The following is a 23905-nucleotide window of genomic DNA, read 5'->3' on the forward strand; positions in this document are numbered from 1 at the left end:
CATCAAGGAGTTAAAAGATGAACCAGCTAGAGGCACTAAAACAGTTCACAACCGTCGTGGCGGACAGCGGCGATATCGAATCCATCCGCAACTACCATCCTGAAGACGCCACCACTAACCCTTCTCTGATCCTGAAAGCTTCCGGCCTCGAAGGCTACAAGCACCTGATCGACGACGCCATCGACTATGCGAAAAAGCAAGGCGGCAGCAAAGAGACGCAGATTATCAACGCCAGCGATAAAGTCGCGATCAATCTCGGTATGGAGATCCTGAAAAGCGTACCGGGCCGTGTTTCGACCGAAGTAGATGCGCGCCTCTCTTTCGATCGTGGCATGTGTGTGACCAAAGCGGAAAAACTGGTTCGCATGTATGAAGATCACGGCATCGACCGCTCGCGCATTCTGATCAAGCTGGCTTCTACCTGGGAAGGTATCAAGGCGGCGGAAGAGCTGGAGAAGAACGGTATTCATTGTAACCTGACCCTGCTCTTCTCTTTCGCTCAGGCGCGCGCCTGTGCGGAAGCGGGTGTTTTCCTGATTTCGCCGTTCGTCGGCCGTATTTATGACTGGTACAACAGCCGTAAACCGCTCGATCCGTACGTCGTCGATGAAGATCCGGGCGTGAAGTCAGTGCGTCGCATCTACGACTACTACAAAAAGCACCGTTACAACACCATCATCATGGGCGCGAGCTTCCGTAAAGTAGAACAGATTATCGCGCTGGCGGGCTGCGACCGTCTCACTATCTCCCCGAACCTGCTGGAAGAGCTGCAGAACAGCGATGCGCCGGTTGAGCGCAAGCTGGAGCCATCTACCGAAGGTTTCCATCAGCCTGCGTCGCTCTCTGAAGCGGAGTTCCGCTGGGAGCACAACCAGGATCCGATGGCGGTAGAAAAACTTTCCGAGGGCATCCGTCAGTTTGCCGTCGATCAGCAGAAACTCGAAGACGTGCTGGCCGCACGCCTGTAGTTTTTGTCTGTTTAACTTTGTCGGGCGGGTTTTCCCGCCCGCACTTCTGCTCAACGAAGGGAGAACCCTATGTCATCACGCAGAGAGCTGGCGAACGCAATTCGCGCGTTAAGTATGGATGCGGTACAAAAAGCAAACTCAGGTCACCCGGGCATGCCAATGGGCATGGCGGACATCGCCGAAGTGCTGTGGCGCGACTACCTGAAGCACACCCCGACTAACCCCGCCTGGGCCGACCGCGACCGTTTTATCCTGTCCAACGGCCACGGTTCGATGCTGCTTTACAGCCTGCTGCACCTTACCGGCTACGATCTGCCGATGGAAGAGCTGAAAAACTTCCGTCAGCTCCATTCGAAAACCCCAGGCCACCCGGAAATCGGCTACACGCCGGGCGTTGAAACCACCACCGGCCCGCTGGGCCAGGGTCTGGCTAACGCCGTAGGTCTGGCGATCGCCGAACGCACGCTGGGCGCGCAGTTCAACCGTCCGGGCCACGATATCGTCGATCACTTCACCTATGTCTTTATGGGCGACGGCTGTCTGATGGAGGGGATCTCCCACGAAGTCTGCTCGCTGGCGGGCACGCTGGGCCTCGGCAAGCTGATCGGCTTCTACGACCACAACGGCATCTCCATTGACGGCGAAACCGAAGGCTGGTTTACCGACGACACCCATAAACGCTTTGAAGCCTATAACTGGCATGTGGTCGGCGAGATCGACGGCCATGACGCCGAGGCGGTAAGCCGCGCCATTAAAGAGGCGCAGAGCGTAACCGACAAACCGTCGCTGATTATCTGCCGCACCATTATCGGTTTCGGCTCGCCGAACAAAGCTGGTAAAGAGGAGTCACACGGCGCGGCGCTGGGCGACGCGGAAGTGGCGCTGGCGCGTAAAGAGCTGGGCTGGACTTCACCGCCGTTTGAAATCCCGCAGGAAATTTATCAGCAGTGGGACGCCAAAGAGGCGGGCGCCGAGCGCGAGCGCGCCTGGAACGACAAGCTGGCGGCCTATAAACAGGCGCATCCGGAGCTGGCTGAAGAGTATCAGCGCCGCATGAACGGCGAAATGCCGTCAACGTGGGAAAAAGAGACCCTTAAATTCATCACCGACCTGCAGGCTAATCCGCAGAAGATCGCCAGCCGTAAAGCGTCGCAAAATACGCTGGAGCATCTCGGCTCGCTGCTGCCGGAGCTGCTGGGCGGCTCGGCAGACCTGGCGCCCAGCAACCTGACTATCTGGTCTGGTTCGAAGCCGATTAAAGAAGATCCGGCGGGCAACTATATTCACTACGGCGTGCGCGAATTCGGTATGACCGCTATCGCTAACGGCATCGCCCACCACGGCGGCTTCGTGCCCTACACCGCGACCTTCCTGATGTTCGTGGAATATGCGCGTAACGCCGCGCGTATGGCGGCGCTGATGAAAGCGCGTCAGATTATGGTGTATACCCATGATTCCATCGGCCTCGGCGAAGATGGCCCGACGCACCAGCCGGTCGAGCAGCTCGCCAGCCTGCGCCTGACGCCTAATTTCAGCACCTGGCGTCCCTGCGATCAGGTTGAGACGGCGGTGGCGTGGAAAGCCGCTATCGAGCGCCATCACGGCCCGACCGCGCTGATCCTGTCGCGTCAGAACCTGCTGCAGCCGGAACGTACCGCTGCCCAGGTCGAGAATATCGCGCGCGGCGGTTACGTGCTGAAGGATTGCGACGGTACGCCGGACGTTATCCTGATCGCGACCGGTTCGGAAGTGGAGATCACGCTGGGCGCGGCGGAGAAACTGACCACTGACGGCCATAAGGTGCGTGTAGTGTCGCTGCCGAGCACCGACGTGTTCGACAAGCAGGATATCGCCTATCGCGAATCTGTGCTGCCGTCCACGGTGCGCGCGCGCGTCGCGGTGGAAGCGGGCATCGCCGATTACTGGTTCAAGTATGTCGGCATCGACGGCAAAATCGTCGGTATGACCACCTTCGGCGAATCCGCGCCGGCAGGCAAGCTCTTCCCTGCCTTCGGCTTCACGATTGAAAATGTCGTGGCGCAGGCGGAGTCGTTACTCAAGCCAGCGTAATGCTTCAGGCCCTCTCTCTCTGCGGAGAGGGTCTTCTCCCTTCACACAGCCTGAAACAGAAAAAAATCGCTTTAGCCCCCTTCACCGCTTGCGTAAACCCATTACTATAGGATCCTTCCCTGACTCATCTGGCTGGATGCTTTCCCGTTGAAAAAACGTACTCCTTATTTACTGGCCTTAATGGTTTCCCTGATGCCATTAGCAGGCAAAGCGCAGATCGCGCCCGATCCGCTGCTCTCTTCCCAAATTGTCGATCGTTACGCTGAACACATTTTTTACGGCAGCGGCGCTACCGGGATGGCGCTGGTCGCTATCGACGGGAACCAGCGCGTTTTCGCCAGCTTTGGCGAAACCCGACCAGGCAACAACGTGCGCCCGCAGAAAGATTCCCTGATCCGCATCGCCTCGCTCAGCAAGCTGCTGACCAGCGAAGTGATGGTGAAAATGGCGGAGCGCGGCCAAATTCGCCTGGACGATCCGCTGAGCAAATACGCGCCGCCGGGGGCGCGCGTGCCGAGCTACGCTGGCCAGCCGATTCGCCTGATTAACCTCTCTACCCACACCAGCGGCCTGCCGCGCGAACAGCCCGGCGGTAAACCGCATCGTCCGGTCTTTGTCTGGCCGACGCGCAGCGAACGCTGGGACTGGCTGGCGGGCGCGAAGCTGAAAGCCGCGCCGGGTACCAACGCCTCCTATTCGAACCTGGGCTATGATCTGCTGGGCGACGCGCTGTCGCGCGCTGCCGGTACGCCCTATCCGGCGCTGCTGCAACAGCTCATTACCCGCCCGCTCGGCATGAAAGATACCACCTTCACCCCTTCGCCGGAGCAGTGCGACCGCCTGATGGTGGCGGAGAAAGGCGCCAGCCCCTGCAATAATACGCTGGCCGCTATCGGCAGCGGCGGCGTCTACTCGACGCCGGAAGATATGGGCCGCTGGATGCAGCAGTTCCTTAACTCGGCGGTTAGCCCGCGTTCGCCGCAGGTCGATCGCATGCAGACGCTAATCTATCGCCGCGACCAGCTGGCGAAGGTGGAAGGTATGGACGTGCCGGGCAGAGCCGATGCGATTGGCATGGGCTGGGTCTATATGGGGCCGAAAAACGGCCGTCCCGGCATTATCCAGAAGACCGGCGGCGGCGGCGGTTTCATCACCTATATGGCGATGGTGCCGCAGAATAACGTCGGGGTGTTTGTGGTGATCACGCGCTCGCCGCTGACGCGCTTTACCGCGATGAGCGACGGCGTTAACGATATGCTGGCGGAGCTGGTCGGCAACCAGAAAGGTTCGCCGATGATGATACAGGCGATGCGCTAAGGCGCGGTCGCGGGTGACGGCTGGGATACCCACAGGGTCGGCCAGTCGTCGCTGCTGTGCCAGGCGTCGCAGGTGGACTCCTCGGCATATTCCGCCAGCGTGAAGTCGCTGCCGTTAAAACGCCAGCGCGTGGCAGAGCCGCAGTCGCCCAGCCCGCGCCCTTTGCTGAAGGTGTACAGCTGGCCGGTGTTGGCATCATAGTCGGCGTTGATCAGCTCCAGCTGTCGCTCGCCGCGCGGCGGCGTAAAGGGCAGCGTCAGGCTAATGCCGCGCGCCACATAGGGCGCGGCGCGCGTCACTTCAAACGCCAGATCGATCACGTTGTAAGCCCCCATTTCGCAGCTCACCATCAGCAGCGCCTTGCTGTCCGTCAGCGGCGCAACGTTGACTTCGCGCCGCATCGGGTCGAGCGAGCAGGCGTCGCTGTTAAGTCGCCAGGTGCCGTAGTCAAGCAGCCCGCTGGTTTCTTCATGCGTCAGCGCGGCTGGCGGCGTTCCCTGGGCGGGCAGCTGCGGCAGCTGCGGCGCAGGCGGCACATCCCACAGCGCGCGCGAGCCGCGCTTAATCCAGGCGCTCATGCCGTTTACTCTGCCCTGCACGTCATCTATCAGCAGCAGCGCCGCTTTCAGGCCATGCAGTGAAATAGACGCCTGCGCGTTGTAGGTGAGCTGTATCGCATCCGCGTCGAGGATTTGCGCTAAAAATTCATCAATGGCGATGGCATTGCTGGTGGCGAGATGGTGTGGCTCTACCGTCCAGTGCTTAAAGTCAGGACGCAGGCGACGCTGATCGAGCAGCAAATTATCCTGCAGCGGCGCGCCGGGAATTTCTCCGCTGTAGGCGCTGCCGTAGTCGATGCGCAGCAGCGGACGATCGTTAACGCCGGCATGACGAGCGATAGTCATCACCAGCCCTTTGTCGCCCGGTATATTGCGCGCCACGCAAAACCCGGCGTTATTGCAGGTCACCTGCCAGTCGGAAAATGACTTTTGCAGTGGATCGGCTTTAACGCAGGCAATGAAAAGGAATGGCAATACCAGCAGTGACTTCGTCCAGGTCGGCATCAGGAAAAACGGTCCCCAAAATCTCAGAGTGGAGATGATAGCGCAACGGCCGGACATCCGGTGGACCTAAACTGTGACCACGTCCGGAAAGCGCACTTAACTGCTGAAAAAGCATACGATATTGCGATGCGGCGCCACAGAAATCACCGTTTACACTATCTGTAGCGCGCGGGTTTATCTCAATCGGATTTATCGGACAATACGCCAGGACGCGTCGCCCTGCCCTGCCGCATCGCCCAGCATAATCAGGCTTTCAGCCAGCCCGCCAGCAGGGCATGCTGCAGCAGCATAATGGTTTTGCCGTCGCGGATGCGGCCATCTTTCACCATCGCCAGCGCCTCGGGGAACGGCATTTCCAGCACGTCGATATCTTCATCTTCTACGCCGCCGCCGGCATTATCGCGCAGCGACTCATTATATTCGGCGGCGAAAAAATGGATAAGCTCGGTGACGCCACCCGGCGACATATAGGCTTCGTAGAGTTTTTCCACCTCGCCCACCGCATAGCCGGTCTCTTCGATCGCCTCTTTGCGAATGCAATCTTCCGGCGTGTCGTTATCCAGCAGCCCCGCGCACGCCTCAATCAGCATGCCGTTAGCGTTGCCGTTGACGTAAGTGGCGATGCGAAACTGGCGCGTCAGCACCACGCTGTTTTTCTCGCGGTTATAGAGCAGGATGGTGGCGCCGTTGCCGCGGTCATACACCTCGCGCTTGTGGCGCACCATTTCGCCGCTTTTGGTAGCGAGCTCATAGGTGTAGTTACGCAGAATAAAGTAGTTTTCGGAGAGAAGTTTGTCTTTGATGATGTTGATCTTGAACGACATGATGGCTCCACTGCCGATTTGAGGGAGCCTGCAATCATAGGCGGAAGCGTGCGGGAAAACTATAAGAGGCGGGATGAAAAAAAGCCTGCCGTTAGCGGGCAGGCTTTTGCAGCACAGGCGGTATCGCCCGTATCAATGTCGTTTAGCGCGCGGCGTCGTCCGCCAGCGCCTGCGGTTTTTCGTCGTTATGCAGATGGTCGTGCTCGGTCTGGGCGACAGCCTGAACGCGCTTGCGCACGCCGAACCAGCCCAGCACCAGGATAACCGCCAGCACTGGAATAGCGGCGATGGTATAGGTGCCGTTCGGGTAGTCAAACGCCATCAGCACCAGCACGCTCAGCAGGAACAGCAGCGTCAGCCAGGAGGTGACCGGCGCGCCCGGCAGCTTGAAGCTGACGTCGTCCGCCTTGCCTTCTTTGATCGCTTTGCGCAGACGCATCTGGCAGATAACGATAAAGCCCCAGGAGGCGATAATGCCCAGCGACGCAACGTTCAGCACGATCTCGAATACCTGTGACGGCACGTAGTAGTTGAGCACCACGCCAATGACATAGACCGCAATGGTGACCAGAATGCCAGCGTAAGGCACCTGCTGCTTGCTCATTTTCGACATGAACTTCGGCGCAGAGCCGCCCATCGCCATCGAGCGCAGAATACGGCCGGTAGAGTAAAGGCCAGAGTTAAGGCTGGAGAGCGCCGCGCTCAGCACCACGATGTTCATAATGCTGCCGACGTAGGGCACGCCCAGCTTCGAGAAGAAGGTTACGAACGGGCTCTGTCCCGCCTGATAGGCGTTCCACGGCAGCAGCATCACCAGCAGCACCACCGAACCGACGTAAAACAGGCCGATACGCCAGATAACGCTGTTAATCGCCTTCGGCAGCATGGTCTCTGGATCTTTACACTCGCCTGCGGCAGTGCCCACCAGCTCGATAGAGGCGAAGGCGAACACCACGCCCTGCACCAGCACCAGCGCAGGCAGCAGGCCGTGGGGGAACAGGCCGCCGTTATCGGTGATTAAGTGGAAGCCGGTGGCGTTGCCGTCAAGCGGTTTGCCGGTGCCGAGAAACACCACGCCCACCACCAGAAAGATGGCGATAGCCAGCACTTTCACCAGCGCGAACCAGAACTCCATTTCAGCAAACCACTTCACGCCAATCATGTTCATGGTGCCGACGATAGCCAGCGCGCCCAGCGCGAAGACCCACTGCGGCACATCACCGAATGCGCCCCAGTAGTGCATATAGAGCGCTACGGCGGTGATATCGACAATGCCGGTCATCGCCCAGTTAACGAAGTACATCCAGCCCGCGACGTAGGCGGCTTTTTCCCCAAGGAATTCGCGCGCGTAGGAAACAAAGCTGCCGCTTGACGGACGGTGCAATACCAGTTCGCCCAGCGCTCGCAGAATAAAGAACGAGAAGATGCCACAGACCAGATAGATTATCGCCAGCGCCGGCCCCGCCGCCTGCAGACGTCCGCCTGCGCCGAGGAACAGGCCGGTGCCGATCGCGCCGCCGATAGCAATCATCTGAACGTGACGATTGCCCATCGCCTTGTGGTAGCCGGTGTCATGTGAGTTCAGCCAGCGTCTTTTCGCAGCACGCATTTCGGCTGCGGTTTTTTTAGTAGATTTCATAGCCTTCCTGTTTGTCCTGACCATCAATCACGGCGATCACAAACGATTGCGCGCGCCATGCGAAATGGGGTAACTGCCCGACTTAATCTGCCTGTGAGTTATAGGTAAAGCGGCAGGGGAAATTACGGCGATGAATCCTACCCGTTCTGCGTGAACGAAGCAAAAGATACCGGCAAGGCGCACAAAGTGTTTTGTAATAATCGGGTTTGCTGCACAAAAAAACCGGTCGCTAACGGACCGGCAAAGGCTACAGGGAGGGAAAATCAGGGCTGAGGGTTAGCGATAAATCTCTGCGGTGCCGCGCCACAGGCTGGAATCGCCGGGGTTTTCGACGCCGATAACGCGGTAGTGGCTTGCGCCCATCTCTTCAGCTTTTTGCGAAAGCTGGCGCGTTGCATCATCCAGCGAGCCGCGCGCGTTGGTGACGGAGACGCTGCCGATGCTTTGCAGGCCTTGCGCCTCGTCCTGGCTTACCGGCGTAGCCGCCAGCGTAGAGAACGAAGCGGTTGCTAACAGAGCGCCAGCCAGAAACAAAACAGGTTTTTTCATCGCATGCTCCTTGGTTCGCAGGTGGTTTGCTTAATGCTGTTTAGAATTATTAGCGCCACAATGAAAGCCAGTCTCTGGACGATGTAAAGCTGTCTCCTTTTTAGGCATCGCACTGCGCGTTCTCCTGGCTTATGTCAGCAGAGCTTCTTTTTTGTGCAGAATGTAACCCATCGTGTCGATAGCATCAGAGTGGCCTGGCGGCTTTCCGCCCCCTCCTTTATAATGCCCGCACCAAAAACAGGGGTATTGTTGTGATTGTGAAACGTTCAGTGACCCGCAGTATCGCACAGGCGTTGAGTGCTATCGTTCTGCTGGCGCTGCTGACTACCGGACTGGCGCTGATGACGCTTTCCAGCAGCCTGCGCGACGCCGAGGCGATTAACCTGGCTGGTTCGCTGCGCATGCAGAGCTACCGGCTGGCCTGGGACAGCGCCAGCGATCCGCAGCAAATCCGGCAGCATCTGCTGGAGTATAAAGAGACGCTCAATAAACCCGCGCTGCGCGATCTCGATCGCCCCTGGGTGCCGCAAGAGGTTATCCACCGTTATTACCATCTGCGTACCGCCTGGCCCGCGCTACAGCAGCAACTGGAGCGCGGCGACGCACGTCTCTATCAACAGCAGGTGGCGAGCTACGTCGGCGAAATAGACCGTTTCGTCATGGGGCTGCAGCGCTACAGCGAAAGGAAAATGGAGCTGGTGGCGGCCAGTAGTCTGCTGGGCCTGGTGTTGATTGTGGCGCTGGCGCTGGCCACCATTCGCTACAGCCGCCGCCAGGTCGTGCGTCCGCTCAATGCGCTGGTGACCGCCAGCCGCTATGTTGAAAGCGGCAACTTTGACTTTCCGCCGCTGATGGTCGAGCAGAACAACGAGCTGCGCGTGCTGGCGCAGACGTTCAGCGCCATGGCGGCGCGTCTGCATTCTCATCATCAGGCGCTCGCCAGCGCGGTAGAAGAGAAGACGCGTGATTTACAGGAAGCCAACCGCACCCTGTCGCTGCTGTATGAAAGCTCGCAGATGCTGACCGCCCGGCCGCTCAGCGCGGCGCTGTTTGAAAGCGTCATGGCGCAGGTGCGCGAACGCGAAAACCTGCGCGTGCTGGTGCTGGAGAGCGCGCATGGCCGGTTTAGCGCAGGCGAAAGCGATAAGACGCTCCGCTGGCACAGCGTGCCGCTGCAGCAGGATGATGAGCAGACCGGCGCGCTGCGCTGGCAAAGCGAGCAGGCCCGGCCGCGTCAGGCGCTGATGCAGAGCCTGGGAAATATGCTGTCGCGCGCTGTCTGGATCTGGCAGACGCAAAAGCAGGTTCAGCAGATGCTGCTGATTGAAGAGCGCGCCACTATCGCGCGCGAGCTGCACGATTCGCTGGCGCAGGCGCTCTCCTTTCTGCGTATACAGTTTACGCTGCTGCGCCGCACCCTCGGCGACTCGAACAGCGAGGCGCAAAGCATTATCGCCGACGTTGACCGCACGCTTTCAGACGCTTACCGCCAGCTACGCGAGCTGCTGGCGACCTTCCGCCTGACGATTGAGCAGGCCGATCTGGTCGCGGCGATGCAGGCGATGATCGCTTCGTTGCAGGAGCAGGTTACGGCTAAGATTAGCTTTAGCTTTCAGCCCGGCCTGGAGACCCTGGATGCGCAGCAGCAGGTTCATCTGTTGCAGATTGCCCGCGAGGCGGTGCTGAACGCCATCCGCCACGCCGATGCCGCGACGATAAGTGTCCGCTATGAGCGCAATGCAGAAGGTGAGCATTTACTTACGGTGACTGACGACGGCGTCGGTATCGCCACTACAGAAGAGCCGCAAGGCCATTATGGTTTAACCACTATGTCAGAGCGCGCCGCGCGGCTGGCGGGCGAGCTAAAGATTCAGGCGCAGGCGCGCGGCACCCAGGTGGCGCTGCGTTTTCCGCCGCAGCCCGCCACGCGGCTGACGTAGTATTATCGCGTTGACTGCAACGCGCCTTTTTAACCTTTTCAGAAGCGCTTTTTGCGTAATTCGCCGGGAGTCAATATGCAACAACCCACGCTGACGGTAATGATTGTGGACGACCATCCACTAATGCGCCGCGGTATTCGCCAGCTACTGACGCTGGAACCCCGGCTGGAAGTGATCGCCGAGGCCAACAACGGCACCGAAGCGCTGGCCGAAGCGCGCCGCCTGGCGCCGGATATCATTCTGCTCGATCTGAATATGAAAGGCATGTCGGGGCTGGATACGCTAAAGGCGCTACGCCATGAAGGGATTAGCTCGCGCATTTTGATCTTTACCGTGTCGGATGCGCGCAGCGATATCGACACAATGGTGGACGCTGGCGCCGATGGCTATCTGCTCAAAGACAGCGATCCAGAACTGCTGCCCGGTCAGATCCTGCAGGCGGCACACGGCGAGAAAATCTTCAGCGACGCGGTGCGGGACTATCTCGCCACGCGCCAGCACAGCGCCAGCCCGTTTCGCCAGCTGACCGAGCGCGAGCGTGATGTGCTGCAGGAGGTGGCGCGCGGCCTGTCGAATAAAGAGATCGCCGCCACGCTGCATATCTCTGAAGAGACGGTAAAAGTGCATATCCGCAATCTGCTGAAAAAACTCGACGTTCGCTCGCGCGTCGCCGCCACCGTAATGTGGCTGGAGAGCCGCAACAGCTGACCTGACGGGTGATTTACACTTTCTCCACAATTTCTCCACGATATCCTGACTGACAGCACGTAGAGTAAGTTTCGGCAGAAACTGTCTCTTTCCCTGCCCGCCCGACCCGCGCCATGCGCGGGCCGCATTCTGATAATAAAAGCGAAACGCTGCTGAGGAGTGTCGACTCGATGTCGAATTTTTTCATCGACCGTCCCGTTTTTGCCTGGGTGCTGGCGATTTTAATCAGCCTGTGCGGCACGCTGGCGATTATTTCTCTGCCGATTGAGCAATATCCCGACCTCGCGCCGCCCAATGTGCGTATCACCGCCAACTATCCGGGCGCCTCAGCTGAAACGCTGGAAAATACCGTTACTCAGGTTATCGAGCAGAATATGACCGGCATCGACAACCTGATGTATATGTCCTCCAACAGCAGCAATACCGGCCAGGCGCAGATCACGCTCACCTTCTCTGCTGGCACCAATCCCGACGAAGCGCGGCAGCAGGTGCAAAACCAGCTGCAGTCCGCGCTGCGCAAGCTGCCGCAGGCGGTGCAGTCTCAGGGGGTGACGGTCAATAAAACCGGCGACAGCAATATCCTGATGCTCGCCTTCGTCTCTACCGACGGCAGTATGGATAAACAAGACATTGCAGATTATGTCGCCAGTAATATTCAGGATCCGCTGAGCCGTATCGATGGCGTCGGCCAGGTCGATGCCTACGGCTCGCAGTATGCGATGCGTATCTGGCTCGATCCCGCCAGGCTTATCGCCTACTCGCTGACAACCGACGATGTGGTCAGCGCTATCGAAGCGCAAAACGCGCAGGTCGCCGTCGGGCAGGTTGGCGGTTTACCGTCAGTAGACAAGCAGGCGCTGAACGCCACGGTCAATGCGCAGTCGCTGCTGCAGACGCCGGAGCAGTTCAAAGCCATCACCCTGAAAACCAATCCCGATGGTTCGGTCGTGACGCTGGGCGACGTGGCGCAGGTGGCGCTGGGCGCGGAAAAATATGACTATCTGAGCCGCTATAACGGCCAGCCGGCGTCGGGGCTGGGCATTAAGCTCGCCTCCGGCGCGAATGAGATGAATACCGACAAGCTGGTGCGTCAGCGCGTGGAAGAGCTGTCGCACTTTTTCCCCCACGGGCTGGAAGCCAAAGTCGCCTATGAAACGACGCCGTTCGTTAAAGCCTCTATTATCGACGTGGTGAAGACGCTGCTGGAGGCGATCGTGCTGGTATTCGGCGTGATGTACCTGTTTATGCAGAACTTTCGCGCCACGCTAATCCCCACTATCGCGGTGCCGGTGGTGCTGCTCGGCACTTTCTCTGTGCTCTACGCCTGCGGCTTCAGCATCAATACCCTCACCATGTTCGCGATGGTGCTGGCTATCGGCCTGCTGGTGGATGACGCCATCGTGGTGGTGGAAAACGTCGAACGCATTATGAGCGAGGAGGGCCTCTCGCCGCGCGCGGCGACGCGAAAATCGATGGGGCAAATCCAGGGCGCGCTGGTCGGGATCGCGCTGGTGCTGTCGGCGGTTTTCGTACCAATGGCCTTTTTCGGCGGAACGGTCGGCGCTATCTATCGTCAGTTCTCGATTACTATCGTCTCGGCGATGGTGCTGTCGGTGCTGGTGGCAATGATTTTGACGCCTGCCCTGTGCGCCACGCTGCTCAAGCCGCTGGCGCAGGGAGAACATCATGGCCGTCGCGGTTTTTTCGGCTGGTTTAACCACCACTTCAACCGCAACGCTGACCGTTACGAGCGCGGCGTTGCGCGCATTCTGTTGAAAGGCGGCCGCTGGCTGCTGCTCTACCTTGCCATTATCGGGCTGATGGCGTTCCTGTTTATCCGTCTGCCGACTTCGTTTCTGCCGCTAGAGGATCGCGGCGTCTTTCTGACGCAGGTGCAGCTGCCGCCGGGCGCGACGCTTCAGCAAACCTCCGACGTCGTGGCGAAAGTCGAAAACTACTATATGACGCAGGAGAAAGAGAATGTGCTGTCGGTGTTCTCGACCATTGGCGCAGGGCCGGGCGGCAACGGTCAGAACGTGGCGCGGCTCTTTGTGCGTCTGAAAGACTGGGAAGCACGCCCCGGCGCGGATCGCACCTCATTCGCCATTATCGAACGCGCCACTAAAGCCTTCCGCGCCATTAAAGAGGGTCGCGTCATCGCCAGCAGCCCGCCAGCGATTACCGGCATGGGCAGTTCGTCTGGCTTTGATATGGAGCTGCAGGATCACGCCGGTATCGGGCACACACAGCTGATGGCGATGCGCGATAAGCTGCTGGAGATGGCGGACAGCAACCCGTCGCTGTCGCGCGTGCGCCACAACGGCCTGGACGACAGCCCGCAGCTGCAGATCGATGTCGATCAACGCAAAGCGCAGGCGCTGGGCGTCTCGATCGATACGATCAACGATACCCTGACGACCGCCTGGGGATCGACCTACGTGAACGACTTCCTCGACCGGGGACGCGTGAAAAAGGTTTACGTACAGGCCGCGCCGGCATTCCGCATGCTGCCGGACGATATTAATCAGTGGTACGTGCGCAACAGCAGCGGCGGCATGGTGCCCTTCTCCGCTTTCGCTACCAGCCGCTGGGAGACCGGCTCACCGCGCCTGGAACGCTATAACGGCTACTCCTCAATCGAGATTGTCGGCGAGGCGGCGCAAGGCGTCAGCAGCGGCACAGCAATGGACGTGATGGAGCAACTGGTGGCGAAACTGCCGCTCGGCGTCGGTTTTCAGTGGACCGGCGCCTCTTATCAGGAGCGGCTGTCTGGCTCGCAGGCACCTGCGCTCTACGCCATTTCGCTGCTGGTGGTGTTTCTCTGCCTGGCGGCGCTCTATGAGAGCTGGTCGATTCCCTTCTCGGTAATGCTGGTGGTGCCGCTCGGCGTGGTCGGCGCGCTGGTCGCCACCTGGCTGCGCGGGCTGGAGAATGATGTCTATTTCCAGGTAGGGTTGCTGACGGTCGTGGGCCTCTCGGCAAAGAACGCTATTTTGATCGTGGAGTTTGCCAACGAGATGAACAGCAAAGGCAGCGAGCTGATCGAGGCGACGCTCTCCGCTTCGCGCCAGCGCCTGCGCCCAATTCTGATGACCTCGCTGGCCTTTATTTTCGGCGTGCTGCCGATGGCGATCAGCGCGGGGGCCGGTTCCGGCAGCCAGCACGCGGTCGGAACCGGCGTCATGGGCGGCATGATCTCCGCCACGCTGCTGGCTATCTTCTTTGTGCCGCTGTTTTTCGTGCTAGTGCGTCGTCGCTTCCCGCTGAGGGCAAAACCGCAAGACTGAATGCAAAAGTAAAGGCAGCCACCGAAGTGGCTGCCTTATTGCTATGTGTGGTCAGAATCAGAGCAAGGGGGAAGTTTCCTGCCTGTTTCGCCGCGCGTTACTTGTTGCGTAACATCGCCGCGATGAATTCTTTCCAGTTCCCCATTTCAGCGTCAATCATATAGACCTCTCTCTTATAGTAGTGTCGATTCTACGCGTAAATTTTCGTCAGGTGAATACGGTTACACCTGTTTTCACTATCGGCAAAGGCGATTAATTACTGTAGTTTTTTCGATCTGCTAGCTGACGCACATTTCAGCAAACCGCTATAAACGCAGAGAAAAAACCTTAATTGACCGGACCAGCCCGCTTGAGCACCTTCTAAGATAATTCTTAACAGGATCATGATAAACAGCGTGACAATAACCCGCAAAAATGAAAGCGGTTACTAAGACAAATCCTAATGATTTTATTCGCGTTATTTCGCTGCTTTTCCCGCGAGGCGGGTTAGCAGGCTGGCTCACTGTGGTAAACTGATGCCCTGATTTTCTGACGAGGGATCCTGATGACAGCGCAGTGGGTGATGTACGGCATAAAAAATTGCGACACCATAAAAAAAGCGCGCCGCTTTTTAGAAGCCGCCGACATCGACGTCGAGTTCCATGATTACCGCGCCAGCGGGCTGAGCGATGCGCTGCTGACGCAGTTTATCGATCAGCTAGGCTACCAGACGCTGCTTAACACGCGCGGCACCACCTGGCGCAAGCTGCCGGAAGCGGAACGCGACGCCATTACCGATAGCGACAGCGCTAAAGCGCTGATGCTGGCGCAGCCCGCCATCATTAAACGCCCCCTGCTGCGCGCGCCGGATGGCACGCTGCTCTCCGGCTTCAGCGAAGCCGCTTACCATGCGTTTCTCCAGGAGAAGTCATAATATGTTCTGTCCTGTAATCGAACTGGCGCAGCAGCTCATCCGCCGCCCTTCGCTGAGCCCGGATGACGCGGGCTGTCAGGCGCTGCTGGTCGCGCGTCTGGAAGCGATTGGCTTTCACGTAGAGCCGATGCACATCGACGACACGCTAAACTTCTGGGCGACCCGCGGTCAGGGCGAAACGCTGGCGTTCGCTGGTCATACCGACGTAGTGCCGCCGGGCGACGCCAGCCGCTGGATCAATCCCCCCTTCGAACCCACCATTCGCGACGGTATGCTGTTCGGCCGCGGCGCGGCGGATATGAAAGGTTCGCTGGCGGCGATGGTGGTCGCAGCGGAACGTTTTGTCGCGGCGCACCCCAACCATAAAGGCCGTCTGGCGTTTTTAATTACCTCTGACGAAGAGGCGAGCGCGAAAAACGGTACGGTGAAGGTAGTAGAGCGTCTCATGGCGCGTAACGAGCGTCTGGATTACTGCCTGGTTGGCGAGCCATCCAGCACCGAAGTGGTGGGCGACGTAGTGAAAAACGGCCGTCGCGGCTCGATGACCGCCAACCTGACCATTCATGGCGTACAGGGTCACGTTGCCTATCCTCATCTGGCGGATAACCCGGTGCACCGCGCGATGCCGGCGCTTAATGCGCTGGTCGCCACCGAGTGGGATCGCGGCAATGAATTCTTCCCGCCGACCAGTATGCAGATTGCTAACGTGCAGGCTGGCACCGGCAGCAACAATGTTATCCCGGGCGAATTCTTCGTACAGTTCAATTTCCGCTTCAGCACCGAACTCACCGATCAGATGATTAAAGATCGCGTCGCGGCGCTGCTCGACAGCTATCAGCTACGTTATACCCTGGAGTGGGCGGTTTCTGGTCAGCCGTTCCTGACGGCGCGTGGCAGGCTGGTGGACGCCGTGGTTAAGGCGGTATCGCACTATAATGAAATTAAGCCGCAGCTGCTGACCACCGGCGGCACCTCAGACGGGCGCTTTATCGCGCGAATGGGCGCGCAGGTGGTTGAGCTTGGCCCGGTGAATGCCACCATTCACAAAATCAATGAATGCGTGAAGGCAGCCGATCTGCAAACGCTGAGCCGCATGTATCAGCGCATTATGGAACAGCTGGTCGCCTGATCGCGATCGAGAGGAGCAGGCAAATGGAATTTATTAAAGATTACTGGTGGATCATTGTGATCCTGTTGCTGGTCGGCGTACTGATGAATGTTTATAAGGATCTAAAACGCATCGACCATAAAAAATTTATGGCCAATAAACCCGACCTGCCGCCGCATCGTGACTTTAACGATAAGTGGGATGACGACGACTGGCCGAAGAAGAAAAAGTAACAGGTCAGGCTACGCTTCCCTGATAACGCCCTCGCCTGCGCGAGGGCGTTTTTACATCATCATAATCACATCGTCGTCGCCGGGTTTCGCTCCGCTTAACGCCTCATCGAAATAGCGCTTCGGCACCGTGTAGTGCAGGTGCTGCAGCGCCAGCGCCATGCTGCGGTCGTCTACCGCGTGCGGCAGATCTTCCACAATGTCGAGCGTCACGTCTCCGCCCAGCGCGGTGAGCCGCTGCGCAGCCTGCTCGGCGTGCTGCATCGGGATCTGCTCGTCATACTCGCCGTGGATCAAATGAATAGTGGTGCGCGTTGACGCCTGTTCCGGCAGCGTAGCGTAACGGCCGCTGAAGGCCACGACGCGGCCCGCCAGATCCGGCTGCGCTTTCACGCCCTCCAGCACCATGGTGCTGCCCTGCGAGAACCCCACCAGCGCGGTAGCGTCGGCGCGCACGCCGCTCTGCTCCTGCCAGTGCCGCACTGAATCAACGAACTGCGGCAGTACGGCGTTAACCCGCTGCTGTTCGCTCTGGTCATGCTGCGCGGTTTCACTGAACCAGTAATGGCCCGGCGCAGGCGCGCCGACCGCGACCACCTGCGCCTGCGGAAACTCGCGCGCGAACCAGCTGCCCAGCTGCGCCATAGAGTGAGGATTATCGCCTACGCCGTGGTAGAGCAGAAACAGCTGTTGCGCTGTCGCGCTCGGCTGCTGAACAATAACGTATTGCAGTGTCATATCGACCTCCTCAGATCACTATACGCCGCCCTGCGCGGAGCGTTATTGGGAAAATTTGAACAAGTTTGTGGATTTATTCCACTTGCTGACGCAGCTGCCTGGCGCGCGCCGCGTCCAGCGCGCTCAGGGCGGCGGCGGCCTCAAGCCGTAGTTGAGCGACCAAAGCCTTGCGCCCGCTCAGCCCCGCCTGCTGCGCAAGTCGGCCAGTATCCGCCTGCGGCTGCAGCGCGGCCTCCAGCAGCGGAGGAACAAAAATCCTGGCGGCGAGCCGGTGCAGCACCGGCAGACTCGCCTCCAGCGGCCGCTGCGCCCAGGCAAACCCCGCCACCAGCAAGGCATCTTCGTCGGTGAAAGAGAGCGGCATTTCAGGCAGCACAATCGACTCCGCTACCTGCTGACGCAGCTGCGGCCAGTCGCGCGCCAGCCGCTCTGCAGCGCGCCGCTGAAGATCCGCGCCTGCAGGCGTCAGCGCGCGCATCGCCATTGCCGCATAGCAGCCGCTGCTGGCCTCACGCTGCGTGCCGATGCGCACCAGAGTAAAGCCGCAGGCGCGCCAGAAGGCCCACAGCGCCTCGGTATAGCCAAAGCTGACAGAGAGAAAATCAACATCCTGTCGCCCCTGCGCGGCGGCCACTAATGCCTGACCGATGCCCTGACGGCGCTGTTCCGCCGCCACCGCGATGCGGCTGATACGGCGGGACCGCAGCGTCGCCGCCTCGACGAATCCGGCGTGCGCGGCCAGCGACTGCGCGACCAGATTGCCGCGCGGCCGTCGCCTGCCCGCCCAGACCGCCTGCGCCAGTTCGGGCGTTAAGCCGCCCTCCTCCACCAGCCAGAGCGCACCCTGTAAAGCGGGCGCTTCGCCGCTCAGCCACAGCGTCATGCCAGGCGCATCCATTAAGCGCCTCAGATCGAGCGGCGAGGTGCGATAGTGCGCGCTGGCCAGCAGACGGTATGCAGCTTCCGGCTGCGCGGGGTCTTCGCGCCAGGCGTCGGCGGGCATGAGCCGCGGCGCGGCGGGCAGTGAAACCGGCGCGGGCGCGGCGTCCTCAAACAGCAGCGTCTGGTTGATCCAGGCTTCCAGCGGGTCCTGACGCGACCAGCGCAGCGGCTCATCCAGCGTAAAGTAACGCGCCTGCGCCAGCCCGGCGCAGAACTTCAGGATAAAGCCCCGCCCGGTGCCCTCGTATCCCTGAACCGTGGTCGTCAGCAGCACGCGCGGGAAGCGTGCCACCAGCTGGGTAAGGAGCGGCGCAGGGATCGCCGCGGCTTCATCGACTATCAGCCAGTCAGCGGCGGGAACCTCAGGCTGAGCGAGAATGGCGTCGGGCGCCATAAAGTGAAAATGATCGGCGGCAAAGCGCATCACCACCTCTGTAGAGGCTTTCGCCGGCGCGGTGATAAGCGCCCGGGGGATCTGCTGCGCCAGCATTCCCGCCAGTGCAGATTTGCCGCGGCCGCGCGGTGCGGTAAGCACCGCGACGCCTGACGTCATCGCCAGCAGCTGCTGGACTATCGCTTTTTGCTGCTGCGGCGCGCGGCACTGCCAGCGAGGCAGGGTCGGCAACGGCGCGATACGTGCCGGTTCCTCCTGACGCAGTAGCGCCACGCCAGGATCGGCGAGCACCATTTTTTGCAGATGGCGAACAAAGTGCGGCGCAGGGAGAGGTTCGGCGACGTCGGCCCAGCGCAGGCTGTCCTCGTCAGGCAGCTGCGCCCAGCGCGCCCACGGCGGCGCTAACAGCAGCAGCCAGCTTCCGGCGCGCAGCGTGCCCGCCAGCGCGGCAAACGCCTCCGCGTGAAAACCGCGTCGCGCATCGAAAACGGCGTGAGTAAATTCGCGGCCGAGCAGCGTGCGTAACGCCGCGGGCGCGCAGTGCGGAAGGTCGCCCTCGATGGGCGCATTGCTCACCGCCAGCCAGTCGCCAGGCAAAGCGGCGCGCCACTCGGCGGCGCGCGCCAGCGACCAGTCCGACTCGCCGCTAATGACGCAGAGCCGTCTGACGCCCGCCTGCTGCATCTGACGGCTGAGCTGTTCAGGCGACATCAGTTAGCTGCAAAGGTGTTGCACTGTCCGGGATCGCCGCTGTCGAATCCGCGTTTAAACCAGGTGTAGCGCTGCTCCGAGGTGCCGTGTGTAAAGCTGTCAGGCACCACGCGCCCCTGGCTGCGCTGCTGCAGACGATCGTCGCCGATAGCCTGCGCCGCGTCGAGCGCCTGTTGCAGATCGCCGGTTTCCAGCCAGTTATCCTTGCTGACGTAATAGCCCCAGACGCCGGCGAAACAGTCCGCCTGCAGCTCCATTTTCACCGACAGATGGTTGATTTGCGTCTGGCTCGCGCCCTGCTGCATTTCGCGCACTTTCGGTTCGATGCCGAGCAGTTTCTGCACATGATGTCCTACCTCATGCGCCACAACATAACCCTGCGCAAACTCACCGCCCGCGCCGAGCTTGTTTTTCATTTCATCGTAGAACGACAGGTCAATATAGACGCGTTGATCCGCCGGACAGTAGAACGGCCCCATCGCCGTCTGGCCAGTTCCGCAGCTGGTCTGGGTCGCGCCGCGATACATCACCAGCGTTGGCGCGGTATACTCTTTGCCCATCTTCTGGAACAGCTTGCTCCAGGTATCTTCGGTGGAGGCCAGGATGACGCGGGTAAATTTCGCCGCTTCGTCGTCATTGGCGCTGACGCGCTGCTGCTGGCTGGTGGGCGCGACATTGCCGCCGGTAAGCATCCCCGTCAGGTCATACCCGTAATAGCCAGCGACCGCGACCACGACCAACAGAATAATACCGCCCTTCCCGCGCGGCAGCCGGATCTGCCTTCCGCCGCTATAGGCCGGGCCTTGATCTCGACGGTCTTCTACATTGTCGCTCTCGCGACGTCCTTGCCAGCGCATAATCTGCTCCTGATTAAGATAGTTAACGTGATTTTAGTTGCGCGGCGAGACAACTACCAGCCTTGCGGCCAAATGAAAAAAGGAGAGCCGAGGCTCTCCTTTTTCGCTTTCAGACGGGATTAGTTCAGTCGAGCTTAACGCCCAGCCGCTGCGCTACCTCTTCATAGGCTTCGATCAGGCCGCCCAGGCTCTGGCGGAAACGATCTTTATCCATCTTGTCCATCGTTTGCTTGTCCCACAGGCGCGCGCCGTCCGGTGAGAATTCGTCGCCCAGCACCACTTCGCCTTTGAACAGGCCGAACTCCAGTTTGAAATCGACCAGGATCAGGCCCGCGTCGTCAAACAGTTTGCTCAGCACCTCGTTGGCTTTAAAGGTCAGCTCCTGCATGCGTGCCAGGTTCGCTTTGCTCACCCAGCCGAAGGTTTCACAGTAGGATTCATTGACCATCGGGTCATGCTTCGCGTCGTCTTTAAGGAACAGATCGAACAGCGGCGGATTGAGGATCATCCCCTCTTCCACGCCCAGACGTTTTACCAGCGAGCCGGCCGCGCGGTTGCGTACTACGCACTCCACCGGCACCATCTCCAGCTTTTTCACCAGCGCTTCGTTGTCGGAAAGCAGCGCTTCCATCTGGGTCGGAATGCCCGCTTCCTGCAGCTTAGTCATAATGAAATGGTTGAACTTGTTGTTTACCATTCCCTTGCGATCGAACTGCTCGATTCGGGCTCCGTCGCCTGCTGACGTATCGTTGCGGAATTCGAGTACCAGCAGATCCGGATTGTCGGTGCTGTATACGGTTTTCGCTTTACCGCGATACAACTCAGCTCGCTTTTGCATCTTGTTAACTCCAGACTTGAAAATTTCGGGTGTTCTGCGACGGCGGGCCGCTGGGGGATTGCCGCGACGCAATCGTTTACTTCGCCGCGCACTATTATGCCAGAGACGAAAAAAAAAGGCCGGAGAATCTCCGGCCCTGAGGCGATTTATTTGTTAAGAGCCGCCTGGAACACGGCCACCAGCGCATCGTTCTGCGACTGGGTGAGCACGTGGCCTTTGGGATCGATAAACTGCAGGCTGCTGCGGTTACCCAGATCGCCGACCTGGACTTTATAGTCGCCGTTCGGCAGTTCCGGATCTTTCGCGCCGACATCATCCCACGCGCTGCTGCCCGGCGATTTATAGGTAACGCTGAGGCTGCCCTGCGGGCGGTTGCTGTCGGTCACTTCCATGCCGATGCGCTTCATCGCCTGCGGCAGACGCTGCCAGGCAACGTTGAACGGCGTACGCAGCACCAGCATCGGCAGACCGGTATCGTCCGCGCCGCTCTGCACGTCAATGCTGCCGCTGGCGCGACCCGCCGCCGCGTTTTCGCTGGCGAGGTCGATTTTATCCAGCCCGGCGCTGATCGCATTAAGCATCTGCGCGGTGTAGCGCTGGATCTGCACCGGCGAGGTGACCGCTTCGCCTTTCTGCTGCAGCTCAAGCAGGCGTACCGTCAGCACCTGCTGATAGCTCTGCGACTGCACGCTGATCTCATAGCGGCCGCGATACTGATTGTCTTCGTCGGCGCGGTTCCACTGCACCCAGTCGGTGGTCAGCTGCTGACGCGCATCGTTGCGCTGCGCAACAGGAAAGTTGCTGGATTCAACAACTTTATTCACCTGCGACCAGACGGAGCCGCGGTTTTTTTCCAGCATCAGCACGCCGGTATTGCCGGTAAACTGCGCGCGCGCGCCGTTGACCAGCGCCAGCGGCTGAGCCGGCGGACGAATGTCGAGCTGCTTGCCGACGTTGCCGCTGGCGGCGGTGTGCGGCACGTCGTAATCACCGTGTGCCACTGGCAGGATCATACCAGCCGGCGCCTGCAGATCGTGCAGCTCGCTGGCCTGTAAATAGGACTCGTCACCGCTTACCTGACGTTTATAACGTTGATCGTTAGAGCACGCCGTTAACAGCATCGCAGTAGACAGCGCCACGACGGTCGCAACCGTTGAGCGCTTTACAGAATGATTCATTGAAACTCCCTAACTTATCGCAAACCCGCTTTAATCAGCGCCTGCTCAACTTTTGGTATGGCCGCTGAAGTCAGCGGCGTCATCGGCAGACGCAGCGTGTCACTGGCGATTAATCCTAACTGTTTCGCCGCCCATTTGACCGGGATAGGATTGGGTTCACAGAAAAGCGTCTGGTGCAGATGCATCAGACGCTGATTCAGGCGACGCGCTTCAGCGAAATTGCCCTGTTGCGCCAGCGCGCACAGTTCAGCCATTTCACGCGCTGCGATGTTGGCCGTTACCGAGATAACGCCCTTGCCGCCCAGCTGCATAAGGTCCAGCGCGCTGGCGTCGTCGCCGCTGACAATAATAAAGTCCTCATCGACCAGTGCTTGGATCTGGCTAACGCGCGATAAGTTCCCGGTCGCCTCTTTGATTCCGATAATATTTTTGATTTCAGCAAGGCGAGCGACGGTTTCCGGCAGCATGTCGCAGCCGGTGCGTGAGGGGACGTTATATAACATTTGCGGCAGCGCCGTACTTTCCGCGATCGCTTTAAAGTGCTGGAACAACCCTTCCTGCGTCGGACGGTTGTAGTACGGCGTTACGGTCAGGCAGCCAACCACGCCGCTGTTTTCGAAACGTTTGGTGAGAGAGATGCCTTCTGCGGTGGCGTTGGCGCCGGTACCGGCAATCACCGGAATACGTCCGTCCGCCAGCTCCAGCGTCAGCATCACCACATCGCCATGCTCTTCATGGCTCAGAGTCGCGGATTCGCCGGTGGTGCCGACGGAGACGATCGCCGCGGTGCCGCTGGCGACGTGATAATCAATCAGTTTCTTCAGACTCGTACGGCAGACATTACCTTTGTCATCCATTGGCGTAACGAGCGCAACAATACTTCCCGTGAACATTGGCGATCCCCTCGACAAACAAGTGCTTCATGGTACGTTTTACTTCTGTTGAAAAGCAAGCAGGCCACGCCCCTCCTGCGCTTGTCAGCAGTTTTTTTTATGTTTACCTTATGGTTATTAGCGAATGAACAGGAAATCCCACTTTGCCGCAGTCTCAGCCCCACCATTTGGTGATCACCGCACTGGGTGTTGACCGTCCGGGTATCGTCAATACGATTACCCGCCACGTCAGCAGCTGCGGATGCAATATCGAAGACAGCCGTCTCGCCATGCTCGGGGATGAGTTCACCTTTATTATGCTGCTCTCCGGCAGCTGGAACGCCATCGCGCTGATCGAATCGACGCTGCCGCTGAAAGGCGCGGAGCTTGAGCTGCTGATCGTGATGAAGCGCACCAGCGCCAGAACGCGTCCGCCGATGCCGGCGACGGTCTGGGTTCAGGTCGAGGTGCCTGACTCTCCCCATCTTATTGAGCGGTTCACCGATCTGTTCGACAAACATGCGATGAATATTGCTGAGCTGGGCTCTCGCATCAAACCAGGTCAGGCAGATCAGACGCCAACGCTCTATATTCAAATAACGGCGCACAGCCCGGCAGGTGTAGGCGACTCGCAGTTTGAGCAGGCGTTTTATGCCTTGTGCCGCGAACTCAATGCTGAAGGTACGCTGCGTTTTTACAGCCTGGCCGATGAAGATGCGGCGACGCTTCAGGGTTCACGCTAAGCTGTAAATAAACCG

Annotated in this window: 21 protein-coding genes; 10 read left to right on the plus strand and 11 right to left on the minus strand. The window is 59.5% G+C overall.

Annotated features, from left to right (window positions below; translation table 11 throughout):
• The first annotated feature begins 17 nt into the window (after positions 1 to 17).
• The 3 genes from tal (at position 18) to ampH (ending at position 4355) form a co-directional block, all read left to right on the plus strand.
• Positions 18 to 968 carry a transaldolase gene (tal, locus tag B3797_RS11800; protein WP_311791160.1) on the plus strand — a complete coding sequence of 317 codons (951 nt, stop codon included), beginning with the start codon at positions 18 to 20 and terminating at the stop codon, positions 966 to 968.
• Between the two features lie 69 nt (positions 969 to 1037).
• Positions 1038 to 3038 (plus strand): transketolase, encoded by a 2001-nt coding sequence (gene tkt / locus B3797_RS11805; protein ID WP_311791161.1) that lies wholly within the window; start codon positions 1038 to 1040, stop codon positions 3036 to 3038.
• Positions 3039 to 3185: 147 nt separating this feature from the next.
• On the plus strand, positions 3186 to 4355 hold the full coding sequence (gene ampH / locus B3797_RS11810) for a D-alanyl-D-alanine-carboxypeptidase/endopeptidase AmpH (protein WP_311782885.1): 1170 nt from the start codon (positions 3186 to 3188) through the stop codon (positions 4353 to 4355).
• Here ampH and B3797_RS11815 read toward each other — a convergent pair.
• The 4 genes from B3797_RS11815 to B3797_RS11830 form a co-directional block, all read right to left on the minus strand.
• A complete protein-coding gene (locus B3797_RS11815) occupies positions 4352 to 5419 on the minus strand; it encodes a DUF1176 domain-containing protein (RefSeq protein ID WP_311782886.1) in 1068 nt (355 codons plus the stop codon). The two genes, ampH and B3797_RS11815, sit on opposite strands and share 4 nt — an antisense overlap.
• A gap of 245 nt (positions 5420 to 5664) precedes the next feature.
• Positions 5665 to 6243 carry a GDP-mannose pyrophosphatase NudK gene (gene nudK / locus B3797_RS11820; RefSeq protein WP_311782887.1) on the minus strand — a complete coding sequence of 193 codons (579 nt, stop codon included), beginning with the start codon at positions 6241 to 6243 and terminating at the stop codon, positions 5665 to 5667.
• Positions 6244 to 6385: 142 nt separating this feature from the next.
• On the minus strand, positions 6386 to 7882 hold the full coding sequence (ansP, locus tag B3797_RS11825; RefSeq protein ID WP_311791162.1) for an L-asparagine permease: 1497 nt from the start codon (positions 7880 to 7882) through the stop codon (positions 6386 to 6388).
• A 276-nt stretch (positions 7883 to 8158) separates the two neighbouring features.
• Entirely contained in the window at positions 8159 to 8431 is a 273-nt protein-coding gene (locus B3797_RS11830) for a DUF1471 domain-containing protein (protein WP_311791163.1), read from the minus strand.
• Positions 8432 to 8682: 251 nt separating this feature from the next.
• On the opposite strand from B3797_RS11830, the gene narQ reads away from it, so the two are divergent.
• From narQ to acrD, 3 genes are all read left to right on the plus strand, one after another.
• On the plus strand, positions 8683 to 10371 hold the full coding sequence (gene narQ, locus B3797_RS11835) for a nitrate/nitrite two-component system sensor histidine kinase NarQ (RefSeq protein WP_311791164.1): 1689 nt from the start codon (positions 8683 to 8685) through the stop codon (positions 10369 to 10371).
• 75 nt (positions 10372 to 10446) lie between these two features.
• Positions 10447 to 11079, plus strand: a complete 633-nt coding sequence (locus B3797_RS11840) for a response regulator (RefSeq protein WP_311782890.1) — start codon at positions 10447 to 10449, stop codon at positions 11077 to 11079.
• A 170-nt stretch (positions 11080 to 11249) separates the two neighbouring features.
• A complete protein-coding gene (gene acrD / locus B3797_RS11845; protein ID WP_311791165.1) occupies positions 11250 to 14366 on the plus strand; it encodes a multidrug efflux RND transporter permease AcrD in 3117 nt (1038 codons plus the stop codon).
• Positions 14367 to 14463: 97 nt separating this feature from the next.
• Here acrD and ypfM read toward each other — a convergent pair whose 3' ends face one another.
• Positions 14464 to 14526: a protein YpfM gene (gene ypfM, locus B3797_RS19605; protein WP_143806259.1), complete on the minus strand. Its 63-nt coding sequence runs from the start codon at positions 14524 to 14526 to the stop codon at positions 14464 to 14466.
• 384 nt (positions 14527 to 14910) lie between these two features.
• Between ypfM and B3797_RS11850 the strand changes: the two genes are divergently transcribed.
• The 3 genes from B3797_RS11850 to B3797_RS11860 are packed head-to-tail and all read left to right on the plus strand — an operon-like array spanning position 14911 to position 16620.
• Complete coding sequence (locus B3797_RS11850) at positions 14911 to 15279, plus strand: ArsC family reductase (RefSeq protein WP_311791166.1); 369 nt, start codon at positions 14911 to 14913, stop codon at positions 15277 to 15279.
• Position 15280: 1 nt separating this feature from the next.
• A complete protein-coding gene (gene dapE, locus B3797_RS11855) occupies positions 15281 to 16408 on the plus strand; it encodes a succinyl-diaminopimelate desuccinylase (RefSeq protein WP_311791167.1) in 1128 nt (375 codons plus the stop codon).
• 23 nt (positions 16409 to 16431) lie between these two features.
• On the plus strand, positions 16432 to 16620 hold the full coding sequence (locus tag B3797_RS11860; protein ID WP_311782894.1) for a YpfN family protein: 189 nt from the start codon (positions 16432 to 16434) through the stop codon (positions 16618 to 16620).
• 51 nt (positions 16621 to 16671) lie between these two features.
• On the opposite strand, the gene ypfH is transcribed toward B3797_RS11860, so the two are convergent.
• The 6 genes from ypfH to dapA all read right to left on the minus strand — a co-directional run bounded on the left by ypfH (position 16672) and on the right by dapA (position 23168).
• The gene (ypfH, locus tag B3797_RS11865; RefSeq protein WP_311782895.1) at positions 16672 to 17355 is read right to left on the minus strand and encodes an esterase; all 684 of its coding nucleotides are present in this window, start codon (positions 17353 to 17355) and stop codon (positions 16672 to 16674) included.
• Positions 17356 to 17428: 73 nt separating this feature from the next.
• The gene (locus B3797_RS11870) at positions 17429 to 19402 is read right to left on the minus strand and encodes a tRNA(Met) cytidine acetyltransferase TmcA (RefSeq protein WP_311791168.1); all 1974 of its coding nucleotides are present in this window, start codon (positions 19400 to 19402) and stop codon (positions 17429 to 17431) included.
• Positions 19402 to 20259 (minus strand): KPN_02809 family neutral zinc metallopeptidase, encoded by an 858-nt coding sequence (gene ypfJ, locus B3797_RS11875; RefSeq protein WP_311791169.1) that lies wholly within the window; start codon positions 20257 to 20259, stop codon positions 19402 to 19404. Before ypfJ ends, B3797_RS11870 begins: the two co-directional genes overlap by 1 nt.
• Before the next feature lie 124 nt (positions 20260 to 20383).
• Complete coding sequence (gene purC, locus B3797_RS11880) at positions 20384 to 21097, minus strand: phosphoribosylaminoimidazolesuccinocarboxamide synthase (protein WP_033753802.1); 714 nt, start codon at positions 21095 to 21097, stop codon at positions 20384 to 20386.
• A 146-nt stretch (positions 21098 to 21243) separates the two neighbouring features.
• Positions 21244 to 22275 carry an outer membrane protein assembly factor BamC gene (gene bamC, locus B3797_RS11885; RefSeq protein WP_311791170.1) on the minus strand — a complete coding sequence of 344 codons (1032 nt, stop codon included), beginning with the start codon at positions 22273 to 22275 and terminating at the stop codon, positions 21244 to 21246.
• A gap of 14 nt (positions 22276 to 22289) precedes the next feature.
• Positions 22290 to 23168 (minus strand): 4-hydroxy-tetrahydrodipicolinate synthase, encoded by an 879-nt coding sequence (gene dapA, locus B3797_RS11890; RefSeq protein WP_311782899.1) that lies wholly within the window; start codon positions 23166 to 23168, stop codon positions 22290 to 22292.
• A gap of 143 nt (positions 23169 to 23311) precedes the next feature.
• Here dapA and B3797_RS11895 point away from each other — a divergent pair, with 143 nt between their 5' ends.
• The gene (locus B3797_RS11895) at positions 23312 to 23890 is read left to right on the plus strand and encodes a glycine cleavage system transcriptional repressor (protein WP_311782900.1); all 579 of its coding nucleotides are present in this window, start codon (positions 23312 to 23314) and stop codon (positions 23888 to 23890) included.
• Positions 23891 to 23905: the final 15 nt, after the last annotated feature.

The sequence above is a fragment of the Pantoea sp. UBA5923 genome (assembly GCF_002431095.1).
Classification (GTDB): Bacteria; Pseudomonadota; Gammaproteobacteria; order Enterobacterales; family Enterobacteriaceae; genus Pantoea; species Pantoea piersonii.